We start from the raw sequence: 13,784 nt of genomic DNA, 5'->3' as shown, positions 1-13,784 counted from the left end.
ATATTCTTTTTGCCTCTGTGGCAGTCGTCAAGGACCGTAACGCGCAGCCACGACGGAAGGATCAAATGAAGGACGGGCCCATCAGAACTATCGTCAAGCGAATCGCTCTGGTTTGCTTCACGATCGACTTGAGCGCCACGCGCTTTCTGTGGCGACTGCAGGGGAAATCCGTCTATCGGCTCGGCGGAGCGTGTGAGAAGTGCGCCCAATGCTGTGAATCGCCGGTTGTTCAGACAAACCCGATCTACTTCCGATCGCGGGTGATCAGGCGCCTGATGCTGGCTTGGCACAAGCGCGTCAACGGCTTTGAATTGACGTCCGAACTGCCGCGGCAGAACGCTTTTGTCTTCAAATGCACCCATTTTGATACGAAGACGCGTCGTTGCGATTCGTACCATTCCAGACCGGGCATGTGTCGAGACTACCCACGGGCACTCCTGTTCGATGCGAGCCCCGAGTTCCTGCCAAAGTGCGGCTACTTCCCGGTGGCCCCGAACGCGGCCAAACTGGCGGACCTGCTGGACCAGGAGGACATCGACCCCGCTAAGCGCGAGGAGCTGAAGAAGAAGCTGCACGTCAAGGAGTAGCCCGCTTCCCCGCCTGCTCGTGACTTAAATCCTCGGAAATCAGGGTTGGACTTGACCGCCTCGCCCGTATCCTCAATGACATAGAAGGGATTTTGGGGAATCCTGCTTGCGGCATATCCGCTGCGCCGGTTTTCATCGCATCGACTGCGGCCCGGCCGGTCGCCGCGAGCAACGAGATCGCTTCACCGATTGGACGAAAGGCACATTGTGTCAGTCTCCCAGGCGCACCTTCCACAACTCCTTCCTGGCATCTCCGCCGCCCTGGCGGAGATCAATCAGCAGATCCAGAGCTTTGCCGACGACGACTTGCCGGTCCTGATCACTGGCGAGACGGGGACAGAGAAGTCCTTTGCCGCCAAACTGCTCCATCACCACAGTCACCGGGCCAGTCGTCCAATTGCGAAAATCTCGATCACCTGGAAGCTGCCTTCCAACATGGGCGACCACCTGCGGACGGCGGCCGATGGAACGCTGGTGATCAATCTACAGCGCGAGTTCCCGATCGATCTGCAGTATCTGCTGCTGGAGTTGGTCAATGATCGCGGCTACGAAGACCCGACGCTCGGTCGTCGAATCAAGGCCGATGTGCGCATTGTCCTGACATCGCACGAGCCCGAACTGCATTCGCCCGGCGGGCGCGGGATTCTGCCCGAGCTGCGCGAACTGCTTGGCGGACATCACGTAAACATTCCACCGATTCGCGAACGTCCCGAGGATATTCCCGCGTTGGTCCGCTATGCGACGGCGCGTGCTCGAGAGACCGGCCGCAGCAACGCCCGCGGCGCAGACGCCCAGGTTCTCGCGCTGTTCCGTCAGTGGAGATGGCCGGGCAACTCGGAAGACCTTTTGCTGGTCACGGCCGAGGCGGCCCTCAACGCCAAGGCTGAACTGATCTCGCTCGATGATCTCCCCGAAGAATTCCTCGGACTCCTGCCGCCGGATCTTATCGAGGAAGCCCGCGAAGTTCGCCTTCCGCGCGTTGAGCCACCAGTTCCCGTCCGACCCGTCGCCGAGGCTCCGAAGAAGGAAGCAGCGCCGACAGGCCTGATCGGCGAGCCCCTCTCAGAGGAAGAGCAGGAAGAGCGCGCCCAGCGTTTGCAGCGCCTCGTCACCCTGGCGCGGCGCCTCAATGCTCAGTCGCAGATTCTTGCGCGTCAAATGGCTGGACCGATTGCCGGCGAGAAGGCAGAATCGTCGGATCAGTTCTCCATGTCCGGCGAGAACATCCTCGAGATGCTGCCCGATGCGCTTGAGGCCGAGCTGGATCGCGGCATCGATTCCATCATGGCGCTGCGCCGCCAGGTCGCGTTGCTGAACCGGCGCGAAGCCGATGCGGTCGTCACCGTGCGCGATATCTATCGTCGTTTCCTGCTTGCAGGTGAAGATACCAATGAGCTCATGCAGGATGGCGACATCATTGCGGAGACCGAAGAAGTCGCCGACAACCTGCGCGAGATTGATGGGATCATCCAACGCGTCAGCAAGTCCTTCCCGAAACTTGGCGAGCAATTGCAGGCGAGCGTGACCGACAATATCAGTGAGGAAGACACAAAGATGATCGAGCGTCTCCTCGAAGAGCGCGCCGCCGCAGAGCGGGAACGCGAAGAACAGGAAAAGACGCAAAGCTAGGTAAGCGAAAGACCCAACTTTTTGCGGAATGAAAGAGGCGGTCGGACCTAAGTGGTCTGGCCGCTTTCTGCTTCAGGCTCTTCTTCGCTGGATGAGGACAGAAACTCCTCACGCGCTTCCAGATAATCGCGTATCGCCTTCATCGCCTTCTCCTGATCGAGGAGATGCCGATTCATCTCGGTCTGCATCCGGCGCAGGGCGCGAAACTTCAGAACCAGGAACTCGAGGCACGCAATCACGGCGAGGACGAATAGTCCGAACCAGACAAGAATGAACGCGTACAGCAACCCATTATCGCGCGGAACCAGCTTCGCGATGGTCACGAGGATCCCGAGGCCACTGAGGAAGAGGAGCAACAGGAGGCCGGATTCCCACCATTTGATCGAAACCTGGTGCTTCAGCTTCTCCCATTCGCGGATGTCGCGGACCTTGATCCGGGCGTCCATTTCCACCAGGAGCTGCTTCGGATCGCGCGGGGGGTGTGGGGAACTCATCAGGGTGTTCCTTCCTCTGCATCGGCGGTTTCGAGCAGTGCCTGATTGACTCGAATTCCTGAACTTGGGGCATCTCCACCGATAGGTGGATTTGAACCGGCACGTTTCACGAATGCAACGGGAAGAGTGTCGAAAATGCGCAGAACTGTGGATGAAGCCTGTTTGGGAAAGGCGGACTTGCGAGAGAGACGGAAACAAACCAGCATTCTAACAGTAGAACGGTCCAAGTTGGCAAGTGTTGTTTTATCAGGATTCCGCAAGGCTCAGACAAACACTTCTTGCAGGGACGGAGTCTTTTTTCTTGACAGCGATTCGACCGATCCGGTCCGGGCGGTCCGGAAATTGCTGCCGGAATCTATAATGGGGGAGCTGTGCGCCCTGATACCGCCTCGGACGATTTCCGATCTCCTCACCCCTCAGGCCACCACAGACTCCACTCGAACCACCGCAGGATCAATCCAAGAGACACCACCAACGCACCCCAAACCCTCTCCCCAGGAGTCAGACGACACAATATGCCTACGCGGACCAAGAAGAAAAAAAAGTCGGAGCTGACAGCGGGACTCACCCGCCTGATCGAAACCGGCAAGCAGCGTGGACATCTCACCTACGAGGAGATCAACGAAGAGCTTCCCGCCGATTACACCGCTCAGGACATGGCAAAACTGCTCGATGAACTCGAGGACCTGGATATCGAGGTCTACGACAGCGTCGAGGAGAGCGAAGCCGAGCAAAAACCAAAGAAGGCGGCGAAGAGCTCCAAGACTCGCAAGACGACGACACGCAAGACTGCGACGAAGAGCAAAGCCACGAAGTCGACATCGGCTCGCAAGGCGGCCTCGACGTCGACACGGAAGGCGACCAAGTCGAAAGGCACCGGCCGCGACGCAAGCGCTCAGGCCGATAACCAGCGCATCGACGATCCGGTTCGCCTCTACCTCATGGAGATGGGCAAGGTTCCTCTGCTGACCCGCGAGGAAGAAGTCCATCTGGCCAAGGCCATCGAGAAGGGCCGGCACGAAATCACCGGCGCCATCTCCCGAGCCACGATTACTTCCCAGGAACTGGGCCGCATTTACTCCAAGATCGAAGTCGGCCAGTTCAATCTGAACGATATTCTGCGCGCAAACGTCGATGAGAGCGATCCGGAAGAGCGCGCCCGGATGATCAAGCTCATCCTCGACAACCTGAAATCCGTACTCGATCACTTCGAAGTCGTTGCCGACCAGCTCGACCTGCTGGAAGACCCGACGTTCGATGGCAAAGAGCGCGAAGAGGCTCAGGTCGACGTTGAGCAGCGTCGCGAAGAAATCTACGCCCTGCTGCTGAAGGTCGATTTGAACTTCTCGATCGTCGAAGAAATCGCCCAGCGCGTGAAGGACATTTACGCGCAGATTCATAAGGCCCATGAGGACATCCGCCGGACGATCCTCGAAGCCATGATGAGCGAAGACGAGCTGCGCCGCGTTGTCCGCAAGACGAAGAAGAACAGCCCCGAAGCCAAGGAGCTGTTCGACAAGCACGGCAAGACGCTCGACGAGTTCATCCGCCTGGACAAGCGCCTCCGCATGGCGCAGCGCAATATCAAGCGCCTCGAGAAGGAAAGCGGAAACAAGTACGAGGAACTGAGCCAGATCGTCGACCGCATTCGCAGCGGCGAGAAGCAGGCTCACGAAGCCAAGATGAAAGTCGTCGAGGCCAACCTTCGCCTCGTCGTCTCCATCGCAAAGAAGTACACGAACCGCGGCCTGCAGTTCCTGGATTTGATCCAGGAAGGCAACATCGGCCTGATGCGTGCCGTCGACAAGTTCGAGTATCAGCGCGGCTACAAGTTCTCGACCTACGCCACTTGGTGGATTCGCCAGGCGGTGACTCGTGCGATCGCCGACCAGGCCCGCACGATCCGTATCCCGGTCCACATGATCGAGACGATCAACAAGCTCTCGCGCGTGCAGCGCTTCCTGGTCCAGGAACTTGGTCGCGAACCGACCCCGGATGAGATCGCAGAGAAGATGGGAATGCCGGTCGAGAAGATCCGCCGGGTCTTCAAGATTGCCATGCAGCCCATCAGTCTCGAAACGCCTATCGGCGAGGACGGCGACAGCCATTTCGGAGACTTCATCCCGGACGAGGATGCCCAGTCCCCCGTGACGGCCACCGCCTACAAGCTGATGCAGGAAAAGATCGAAGAGGTGCTCTCGACCCTGACCGAGCGCGAGCAGAAGGTCCTTCGCCTGCGCTTCGGTATTGGCGGCAGCGACTTCCCGCGTACGCTCGAGGAGGTCGGCACGATCTTCAACGTCACGCGCGAGCGCGTGCGTCAGATTGAGACAAAGGCGCTCAACAAACTGCGCCACCCGAGCCGCCGCAAGCAGCTCATCGAGTTCATGGAATAGCGAACCCCAACAAACCTGAAACTGACCAGCCCCGGAGCGATCTGCTCCGGGGCCGTTGTTCATTCGATAGGCATGGCGGAGTCCCTACTCCATCTGCCCGTCGCTGATCCGCCAGATGTCGCCCGTGCTGACCGTTCCATTCGTCGGATCATAGCGCACGTAATCATACCCGCTGCTGGGGTTCTCCCAGATTTCCGGCTTGTTGCCGGGATAAAATTCGATCGGTTCGTGATTTGGCCGAAGGTCCGGACCATCGCTCGCCAACGCGTATCGGCTCTCCGTATCGATTGGCTGTGCGCCGTAGGCATAGTTGCCGAGCGCGCGGAACGGTCCATGGTGCTCATCCTTCGTTCTGAAGACGTCCGTTGGGATAGTCGTAATGTAAGAGATCGGCGTTGTCAGCGGCAGCAAGCGCGCAAATCGAGGGACCAGCGTGCTTGGCGGGTAGCGATTGTTGTCCGCGTGATAGGCTTCCAGCGCCGTCGCGACAGTCGCCAAATCAGCCTTCGTACGGCTGACCTTACTTCGGGTCTGGGCCTCCAGCAGGTTCGGAATTCCGATGCCTGCGAGGATGGCGATGATCGCCACAACGATAATGAGCTCAATCAGTGTGAATGCTCGCGTCTTCATTGGTCGTGCATCTCCCATGCGTTCTTTCGATGTTGGAGGCTTGCTGCGAATGATCGGAGAGAGTCGTTCGGATCAGTCTTCCGGCGGTGGGCCGCCCTCACCGTCAGGCGGGGGGCCGTCGCCCGGCGGATGCCCACCGAACCCGTGCGGAGGTCCATTCTTAATGCGCTCTTCCAGCTTCTTCATGAAGAGCTCTTGCTCCTCAGGCGAGAGAACGCTGGCACGTTCCATCATGCGCTGCTTCATGCGCTCCTGGAACCGCTCGCGCATCTCGTCACGCATGCCGTTCAGCTTCTGCTGCTGATCGGAAGTCAGGATTTCCTGCATGGCTTGCGCTCGACCGGCCCAGGCTTCCGGGCCGCGTTTGCCTTCGAACTGCTTGTCGATCTCATCGATTTGAGCGAGCTGATCCTCCGTCAGTCCGAGGCGCTCGGTCATTTCCGCGCGCATATTCTCGCGCTCCTGACGATTCAGCATCCGGCCCGGTTCGGGGCGTTCGCCATCCTTGTTTTCCCCCTGCGGCGGAGCAGAATGATTTTCATTCTGCTCATGCCGAGGGCCCAATTCGCCGGGTTCCGGAGCTTGCGGCACCGACGACTTGTACTGAGCCATCACGAAGGCGATCGCTCCCAAGAGGAGCACCAGCGATCCCACCAGCTTCCAGCGGTTACTTCCTGTGACGTTTTTCATGTTGTGATTCCCCCACGACACGCAATTCTGGCAATTGCTTCTGGCAACCCCTGTGCCTCTCAGAGCGCGTGCAACTTAAGCCTTCAGGTAGTCGCATCAAGTTCAAGGAATTCAGATTGTTACGTCTCACCACACGATTCCGCGCGAGCATTCGCCTTCGGACCTTTCCGTCGAATCGGAAGATCCCTTCGTACGTTTCGGAACGCTGCCACGGCAATGACACGGTGCCATCTTGCGTCCGCACCCGGCTGTGGTTGACTTTGAATCTCCTATCGTCTTGGTAGGAGGAGAATCCGGACGGGAGCCCCCGTATGAAGTTCAGCCGCAAATCCGAGTACGCGCTTCGAGCACTTCTGGCACTTGCCGCCGCAGTCGAAGAAGCACCCATCTCGGTCCGCGAACTGGCGGAGAAGAACGAGATCCCCCGCAAGTTCCTCGAAGCGATCATGGGCGAGTTGCGCGAGAACGGCTTCGTCGAAAGCCTCGCCGGCAAGAAGGGCGGATATCGGCTGAACAAGCCCGCCGAAGAAATCACACTGGGAGAGATCCTCCGCCACTTCGAGGGCCACTTCTCCGGACCGGAAGATGAAGAGGCCAGCCAGGAAGCCGGCTCCGATATCTTCTTGCGCGTGCTGTTCGAGATCGGTGAAGAGGTCGATCGACTGGTCGACGATGTCACGCTGGCCCAGGTGCTCAGCGGTGCTCCCATCGTGCGCCGCCAGATCATCGAAGATCAGGAGTTCGTCTTCGGAGAAGGAATCTGAGCACTGTGGACCTCGATACCCTGGAACTTCCAAAGGGTCCGCCGCATGAATGTCCCTACCTGCCGGATCGCGAGGCGCGCGACCGGGCCTTCCTGATCGAGAAGATGCCTTTCGGCCTATACCGGCTGCTGATGGACCATGGATGGCGCCGCAGCGGGAAGATCGTCTATCGGCCCGCTTGCGATGGCTGCCAGGCGTGCGTTCCGATTCGCATCCCGGTCTGGGAGTTCCAACCCGATCGCACGCAGCGCAAGCTCCAACGCCGTAACCATGACATCCAGGCGAAGATTCAGGAACCCGAGCCCACGCGTGAGAAGTTCGATCTGTTCGTTCGCTATCAGCAAGCTCGGCATCGCGGCGACATGTGCACGGAATGGTCGGAGTATTGCCAGTTTCTGTACGAGACGCCGCTGCAATCGCGCGAAGCGATCTTCCATCTGGATGGCCGAGTCGTGGCCGTGACCGTTTTCGACGTCGAATCGGATGCGATCAGTTCCGTCTACACCTACTACGAGCCGGATGAGGAAATGAACCGCCGCAGCCTGGGGACATGGGTGATCATGTGGCTGAATCACTACGCGTGCCTGCACGGATTGGCGTATCACTATCTGGGCTACTACATCGAAGATTGCAGGAAGATGAATTACAAGACGGCGTTCCGGCCTTGCGAACTCGGCGATGGCAACGGAGGATGGCGCCGGCTGAACGAGCAATAAGGAGGCTGCGCGATGGATCTGGAACTGAAGGGACACGTGGCGCTGGTGCAAGGCGCCAGCAAAGGAATCGGGCGCGGAATCGCGGAAGCGCTGGCGCGTGAAGGGTGCGATCTGCTTCTCACCGCGCGAAGTGAAGCTCCTCTGCGCCAGACGGCCAAGGAGATCGCGGACGAGACGGGCCGACGCGTGAACACGTACGCGATAGACTCTGCAGAGCTCGATGCGACGCAGAAGTTGCTCGATAAGATCCACGCCTCCTACGGCCGATTCGACATTATTGTCTGCAACAGTGGCGGGCCACCACCGGGCGGCCTGAAGGATTTGGACGTCGAGCAATGGCGCAAGGCTGCGGACCTGCTCCTCGTTGCACCGGCATACCTTGTGAAGAATGCACTCCCGCTCTTGAAAGAAAGCCCAGCGCCGCGGTTCTTCGTCGTCACCAGCAGTTCCACGCGCGAACCCGTCGCGGGCCTGACGCTTTCGAACACCATGCGTCCGGGTCTCGTTGGGATGATCAAGTCCCTCGCCAGTGAACTTGGTCCCGAGGGCGTCCGCTGCCATTCCATCGCGCCGGGGCGCATCGATACGGATCGCCTCGCGGCCGTCTTCGAGATGCAGTCGCAGAAAATGAACAAGCCTGCCGCCGCGATACGCCAGGCGGCGATCGACTCGATTCCAGCCGCACGTCTTGGTAGTCCGACGGATATCGGAAGCCTGGTGGCGTACTTGTCCTCACCGCGGGCCGACTACCTGACCGGCGGAAACTGGCTCGTTGATGGCGGACTGATCAAGTCGATCTGACGATCATCACTTGCGCGGCTTGTCGTGCTTCTTCACCCAGCCGAGAATTTCCTCCAGACGAACGCGCCGGTTCTCCGGACGTCCGCCGCGGGAGAGCTCGTGCGTCTCGCCCTTGAACACCACGAAGCGCACCTCCTCGTTGATCTTCCTGCCGGCATCGACAAGGCCGTGGAACATCTCCTCGCCTTGTCCGATCGGGCAGCGCAAATCGCGGTCGGCGTGAATGATCAGGATTGGATCGCGAACGTCGCGGATCTTCGAAATCGGTGAGAGATCCCACGAGCGCTGAGGATCGTCCCAGATGCTGCTGACCCCAATGATCTGTGGCAGCAGCGCGTTCGAGAAGTCGGATGTGCCCGACATGCTGATGATGTTGGAGACGCAGCGCTGCGAGACGGCCCCTCGATACACGCCGGGATGTCGCGTCACCATCATGTTTGCCATGTAGCCGCCGTACGATCCGCCGACGATGAAGACGCGCTTGCGATCGAATTGGCGGTACTTGCGCAGCGTCGCACGCGTTACGGTCAGCACATCATGGACATCGCGATCGCCCCAGTTCCCGGAGATGCCCGTACCGTGGGCAACGCCGTAGCCCGTCGAGCCGCGCGGATTCAGCGTCACCACCGGATATCCCTCGTGGGCGAGCCAGGTATACTCGTGGATGAAGCCATCGCCCGTCTGAACTGAGGGGCCGCCGTGGACGTAGACGATCAACGGCAGCGATGCCGACTTGCGCGTCTTGAGTTGCTTTGAGGTCGCCCACAGGAACGCTTCGACGTGCATATCGGGATCGGTCTTCACCCACCAGCGTTTCAGATCGATGTCGTACAGCTTTCGCGTCTTCGAGTTCAACTTGCTCAGCGGCTTCTTCAGGCCAAGGCGATGCAACTCAATCGGCGAATCCGGCGCCGTGATGCCGTGCAGAAGCGTGTCGCCGACGCAATCCGCCGGGAACGCGATGCCGTACTTGCCTGCAAGCACTTCCGTCTCGCCGGTCGAGGGCTGGACGCGCAGCAACTCACAATGCCCGTGGACGGAATGCACCGTGTAGATCGCATCCTCCGATTCCCACTTCATGAAGCCCGACATGCTGACGCACCCATCGCACAGAACAACCTGGCGTGTGACCTGGCCATCGGTCTCGACGATCAGCTTCCAATCCTTCTTCTTCGGATCGGTCGAACAGATACCAAGCGGCACCGGCTTGGAGTGCCCATCCTGCGGATCTCCATTTGCGGCGGCGGCGACGTGCTTTCCATCGGGCGAGACGACTACTCCGCCGATCGGACCGACCGGAACATCGAGTTCCTGAATCTTGCCTTTCATGTCCGCAATCATGACGTGGCCCTCGATATTGACCGAGGCTGCATCCATTCGCGAGAACACGATCTTCTTGCCATCGGGAAGCCACTGCGGGCCGCTGTCCCAGTAGAGCGGATCGTCGATCAGCGGCTTCGGCTTGCTCCATTGTTCGCGCTTGGTCTTGAGCAAGTAGATGGACGGCAGGCGCGGCGGAAGATCGCCGAGGCCGTTCAGCTTGAAGCGCACATGGTTCGCCACCATCGGCGGTGGGACCTTCTTCCAGAGCTCCTGCTTGTTCTTCGGAACCGCAGGCATGGCACCGAACGTCAGAGCCAACGTCGACCCATCGGGCGATGGCTCCATCTCGAAGACAATGCCGTCCAGCGTCGCGCGAAGGAGCGGCTCGCCGCCTCGCAGCGACATCGTGAAGAGGCGCGTCTTTTGGTACGGACCATCTTTCTTCTCATCTTCCTCACGATTCCCGGCCGCGAAAACGATCGTCTGGTTGTCCAGCCACACGGCGGATGAGTCCGCTGGCCCCTTGGTCAGTTGCTCAAAGCTGTCGTCTTCCGCCCGCCAAAGCCACAGTGCAGTCTCGTTGCGCTGCTCCTCCACATTGACCGACTGCACGACCGCGACGGCGTGTTGGCCATCCGGTGACATGCGCAGATCCGCCATGCCTTTCAGTTTGAACAGATCGTCGATTCGAATGCTCTTGCGGGCCATGGGAAGCTCCAGTTGGAAAGATTCGGCGGCTGGCGCCACTGTTTCCCAATGGGCCACCCTCCGCGGGATGGGTCAAGCAAGTCTTCCCCATGCTTGCGTCCGTCGTCCCGTTGGGTTCCAATCCCAGGATATTCCCGCCCAGGAGGGCCAATTGTCTTCAGAACGCAAGCTGGACGCAGTCTTCTTCGACGTCGCGATGACGCTCATCCATCCCTATCCAGGAGTCGGCGCCGTCTATGGCGACGTGGCCCGGCAGTTCGGGATCGACGTTCCATCGGACGTGCTTGATCGGACCTTCATGCAGGCCTGGGCCGAGACGCGCAAGAAGGCCGTCGGGTCTCCCTACGGCAAGACGGAGATGCAGGGAAAGCTCTTCTGGCGGGCGGTCGTTGCGCAGACGTTTGCACTCGCCGGCGCGCGGATGCCGGCCGATCCATACTTCCAGATTGTGTACGATGCGTTTGCGTCGCCCGACTGTTGGCGCGTCTTCGACGACGTTGAACCGGCTCTCGAACGTGTTCATGGCGTCGGGGCGAAGACCGGCATCATCAGCAATTTCGACACGCGCCTGGATGGCCTGCTGGATGGACTGGGGCTGGCGAAGTACTTCGACTACCTGACCGTCTCCTGCCACGTGGGCGTGGAAAAGCCCGACCCGGCGATCTTCGACGCAGCGCGCATGAAGACGGAATTGCCTGCCGAGCGACTCGGCTTTGTGGGCGACCAGCCCTCCGATGACGGCGCAGGCGCGACTGCCGCCGGATGGAACGTCTGCCTCGTCGATCGCAAGGGGCGGCTTGGCGATTGTGGATATCCCACGCGGCCCGATCTGGTGGCCGCCGTGGAGCACCTTCTGTCATGAAGCAGATCCCGGATCCCGCATCGATTCAGCGCATTGTGGTTCGCATGACGAACTGGGTGGGCGACGTCGTCATGAACACGCCCTTCCTGTGCGCGACGAAATCGCTCTTCCCGAACGCGGAGATCATCGCGATGGCGCGACCATCGGTTGCGCCTCTGCTGGACCCGCATCCATGCATTTCGGCCGTGTGGCCGATCGATGATCGCTCGCGCCAAGGCTATATGGCGTGCGTCCGTAAGCTGCGTGGACTGAAGCCCGACCTTGGCTTCGCACTGCCGAACTCGATGAATGCGGCGATCGTGCTGCGACTGGGCGGAGTCCGCTACCGCGTCGGATACGATCGCGATGCCCGCGGCTTCATGCTGACGCACCCCATCGAACTGAGACCGCAGGACTTGGCCGTGCACGAGGTGAAGTACTACATGAGGCTCCTCTCGCCGTGGGGAGTCCACGCCGGCGACGCGCCTCCGCTGACGTTGCACGTCACGGATCAGGAGCGCGAGGACATGGCGGCGTGGTTGCGCGCCCGCGGCGTTGCCGATGGCCAGCCCGTTCTCGGGGTCAATCCCGCGGCGTTTTACGGGACTGCGAAGCGTTGGTTGCCGGAGCGATTCGCCGAGGTCGCAGCCCGCCTGGCCAAGGATTTGGACGCGCGCGTTTTCGTGACGGGAATCCCCCGCGAGCGCGATGTGGCGGAGGAGGTCGTGAGTGCCGGCGGCCCGGCCTTCTATAACGCGGCGGGGGAGATGAAACTGCGCGAGCTGATGGCCTTCTTCACGCGCTGCCGTCTGTATTTGACGAACGACTCCGGCGCCATGCACCTCGCGGCCGCGCTGGGAACTCCGTTGGTCGCAGTCTTTGGCAGCACCGATTGGGTGACGACCGCGCCGCTTTCACCCATTGCCCGGATCGTCCGCGAGGAGACCGAATGCGCGCCGTGTCTGCTGCGCCATTGCCCAATAGATCATCGTTGCATGAATAGAGTGACATCCGATACCGTATACACTGTAGCCAATAAACTGGTGCAAGAAACCCAATCCACGGCCGTTTGAGCCAAGGACGGTGTTTACTATGAACGACCTTCCGCATCCGGAAGACTCGTCGCAGCAGCGCTTCAACGAGAACTTCGCCAACCAGCCGCCTCCGCCACCCGCGGACGATGCGCAGCGCCAGTGGGAGCAGATGGTGAATAACCCGCCACCGCCCCCCACGAATGAACCACAGGCGACTCCGCCTCCGCCCGCGGGCGCCAGCGGTGGGAGCGGACAGAGCTTCCCGTTCGCGCCGACCGGCGGAGCCGCTCCAAAACCTCCGAAGCCTGTTGGATTCTCGCAGGGGGGGGCTCCGCCAGGGCCTGGCGCCGGACCGTGCGTGCCGGTCGCCCATCAGCCTCCGCCATCTCCTCAAGGCGGACAGGGCGTCTATGGCAGCGCTCACAGTGCTGGACCTCCGAGCAGTATCACGGACTTCGGCGCTCGCTCCGGGATTCCGGGCGAAGATTTCTTCAGTCAGGACGAAGCGGACATTCGACGGGCCCAGTCTCGCCCGGTGTCACCACTTGTCATTGTGATCGCTGTGGTCGTCGCCCTCCTCATCATTTCGGTCGCGGGATTCACTCTTTTGAAGATGACGCAGCCCGTGCCCTGGGAGCCCTCACCGATCGCGGAGGGATTCGCGCCGCAAAGCCCGACGGATTTCAAACTCGCCGTGTACACAATCATTCTGATGCAGATGGTCGAGCACGGCATGCAGCCGTACATCTACATGGGGAGCCTGCAGGATGACATGCCGCAATCGCTGGCAGGCATGGTCGATCGTGGGATCATCGAGAGCCGGTGTGCCTACGACGGTTGGGGGCACGAGATGCGACTCGATCCGGCAGAGCAGATGATCTCTTCTCCCGGCAAGAACGGAAAATGGGGCGACGAGGACGATTTGATTCGCCCAATGTTCTCGGAGCCGGACGTACCGGAAACATATTGGGCCGATGAGGACTCATTCGAGCGGCGCACCCAGGAAAACCACATGAGCAGCATCGTTCAGATGTTCCAGGCCCAGAATGAAATCAGCCGAGTGGGCTTGATGAAGGCCGATCAGATCCAGGAGGACTTTGAGCGTCAGCGTGGCGACAGTTGGAGTTCCGGCGGCTATGATGAAGATGCCGTTTGGGGCGGCGAATAGCCG

At 60.3% G+C, this 13,784-nt stretch carries 13 protein-coding genes; 9 read left to right on the top strand and 4 right to left on the bottom strand.

All coding sequences use genetic code 11. The features are described 5' to 3' along the window. Positions 1-65: 65 nt before the first annotated feature. Both KQI84_15035 and KQI84_15030 read left to right on the top strand, forming a co-directional pair. A complete protein-coding gene (locus tag KQI84_15035; protein ID MCB2156190.1) occupies positions 66-587 on the top strand; it encodes a YkgJ family cysteine cluster protein in 522 nt (173 codons plus the stop codon). 207 nt (positions 588-794) lie between these two features. Beyond that, complete coding sequence (locus KQI84_15030; GenBank protein MCB2156189.1) at positions 795-2,216, top strand: sigma 54-interacting transcriptional regulator; 1,422 nt, start codon at positions 795-797, stop codon at positions 2,214-2,216. A gap of 47 nt (positions 2,217-2,263) precedes the next feature. Here KQI84_15030 and KQI84_15025 read toward each other — a convergent pair whose 3' ends face one another. Beyond that, positions 2,264-2,710, bottom strand: a complete 447-nt coding sequence (locus tag KQI84_15025) for a hypothetical protein (protein ID MCB2156188.1) — start codon at positions 2,708-2,710, stop codon at positions 2,264-2,266. Between the two features lie 515 nt (positions 2,711-3,225). Here KQI84_15025 and rpoD point away from each other — a divergent pair. Further along, positions 3,226-5,106 (top strand): RNA polymerase sigma factor RpoD, encoded by a 1,881-nt coding sequence (rpoD, locus tag KQI84_15020; GenBank protein ID MCB2156187.1) that lies wholly within the window; start codon positions 3,226-3,228, stop codon positions 5,104-5,106. An 84-nt stretch (positions 5,107-5,190) separates the two neighbouring features. On the opposite strand, the gene KQI84_15015 is transcribed toward rpoD, so the two are convergent. Together KQI84_15015 and KQI84_15010 are read right to left on the bottom strand one after the other, a co-directional pair. Then, positions 5,191-5,736, bottom strand: coding sequence for a type II secretion system protein GspG (locus KQI84_15015; protein MCB2156186.1), 546 nt, complete (start codon positions 5,734-5,736; stop codon positions 5,191-5,193). 72 nt (positions 5,737-5,808) lie between these two features. Next, the gene (locus KQI84_15010; GenBank protein ID MCB2156185.1) at positions 5,809-6,426 is read right to left on the bottom strand and encodes a hypothetical protein; all 618 of its coding nucleotides are present in this window, start codon (positions 6,424-6,426) and stop codon (positions 5,809-5,811) included. A gap of 311 nt (positions 6,427-6,737) precedes the next feature. Here KQI84_15010 and KQI84_15005 point away from each other — a divergent pair, with 311 nt between their 5' ends. Genes KQI84_15005 through KQI84_14995 form a run of 3 tightly spaced genes read left to right on the top strand, consistent with a single transcriptional unit; the run spans position 6,738 to position 8,707 of the window. After that, on the top strand, positions 6,738-7,190 hold the full coding sequence (locus KQI84_15005; GenBank protein ID MCB2156184.1) for an Rrf2 family transcriptional regulator: 453 nt from the start codon (positions 6,738-6,740) through the stop codon (positions 7,188-7,190). Positions 7,191-7,195: 5 nt separating this feature from the next. Beyond that, complete coding sequence (locus KQI84_15000) at positions 7,196-7,906, top strand: arginyltransferase (protein MCB2156183.1); 711 nt, start codon at positions 7,196-7,198, stop codon at positions 7,904-7,906. A 12-nt stretch (positions 7,907-7,918) separates the two neighbouring features. Then, positions 7,919-8,707 carry an SDR family oxidoreductase gene (locus tag KQI84_14995; protein MCB2156182.1) on the top strand — a complete coding sequence of 263 codons (789 nt, stop codon included), beginning with the start codon at positions 7,919-7,921 and terminating at the stop codon, positions 8,705-8,707. Between the two features lie 6 nt (positions 8,708-8,713). On the opposite strand, the gene KQI84_14990 is transcribed toward KQI84_14995, so the two are convergent. Continuing rightward, the gene (locus KQI84_14990; GenBank protein MCB2156181.1) at positions 8,714-10,738 is read right to left on the bottom strand and encodes a prolyl oligopeptidase family serine peptidase; all 2,025 of its coding nucleotides are present in this window, start codon (positions 10,736-10,738) and stop codon (positions 8,714-8,716) included. A 151-nt stretch (positions 10,739-10,889) separates the two neighbouring features. On the opposite strand from KQI84_14990, the gene KQI84_14985 reads away from it, so the two are divergent. Genes KQI84_14985 through KQI84_14975 form a run of 3 tightly spaced genes read left to right on the top strand, consistent with a single transcriptional unit; the run spans position 10,890 to position 13,781 of the window. Next, a complete protein-coding gene (locus KQI84_14985; GenBank protein MCB2156180.1) occupies positions 10,890-11,600 on the top strand; it encodes an HAD-IA family hydrolase in 711 nt (236 codons plus the stop codon). Continuing rightward, entirely contained in the window at positions 11,597-12,652 is a 1,056-nt protein-coding gene (gene waaF, locus KQI84_14980; protein MCB2156179.1) for a lipopolysaccharide heptosyltransferase II, read from the top strand. The genes KQI84_14985 and waaF overlap by 4 nt, the downstream gene beginning before the upstream one ends. 19 nt (positions 12,653-12,671) lie before the next feature. Beyond that, positions 12,672-13,781, top strand: coding sequence for a hypothetical protein (locus KQI84_14975; protein MCB2156178.1), 1,110 nt, complete (start codon positions 12,672-12,674; stop codon positions 13,779-13,781). Positions 13,782-13,784: the final 3 nt, after the last annotated feature.

It is taken from the genome of bacterium (assembly GCA_020444065.1).
GTDB lineage: Bacteria > Sumerlaeota > Sumerlaeia > SLMS01 > JAHLLQ01 > JAHLLQ01.
The sequence above is the reverse complement of the archived record's forward strand: the minus strand, read 5'-3'. Positions and strand labels throughout refer to the sequence as shown.

Bases quoted from the DNA above. Each gene is read 5' to 3' on its own strand.
- KQI84_15025 (MCB2156188.1), bottom strand. From the start codon at position 2,710: ATGAGTTCCCCACACCCCCCGCGCGATCCGAAGCAGCTCCTGGTGGAA.
- KQI84_14975 (MCB2156178.1), top strand. From the start codon at position 12,672: ATGAACGACCTTCCGCATCCGGAAGACTCGTCGCAGCAGCGCTTCAAC.
- KQI84_14990 (MCB2156181.1), bottom strand. From the start codon at position 10,738: ATGGCCCGCAAGAGCATTCGAATCGACGATCTGTTCAAACTGAAAGGC.
- KQI84_14995 (MCB2156182.1), top strand. From the start codon at position 7,919: ATGGATCTGGAACTGAAGGGACACGTGGCGCTGGTGCAAGGCGCCAGC.
- KQI84_15015 (MCB2156186.1), bottom strand. From the start codon at position 5,736: ATGAAGACGCGAGCATTCACACTGATTGAGCTCATTATCGTTGTGGCG.
- waaF (MCB2156179.1), top strand. From the start codon at position 11,597: ATGAAGCAGATCCCGGATCCCGCATCGATTCAGCGCATTGTGGTTCGC.
- KQI84_15035 (MCB2156190.1), top strand. From the start codon at position 66: ATGAAGGACGGGCCCATCAGAACTATCGTCAAGCGAATCGCTCTGGTT.
- rpoD (MCB2156187.1), top strand. From the start codon at position 3,226: ATGCCTACGCGGACCAAGAAGAAAAAAAAGTCGGAGCTGACAGCGGGA.
- KQI84_15005 (MCB2156184.1), top strand. From the start codon at position 6,738: ATGAAGTTCAGCCGCAAATCCGAGTACGCGCTTCGAGCACTTCTGGCA.
- KQI84_15010 (MCB2156185.1), bottom strand. From the start codon at position 6,426: ATGAAAAACGTCACAGGAAGTAACCGCTGGAAGCTGGTGGGATCGCTG.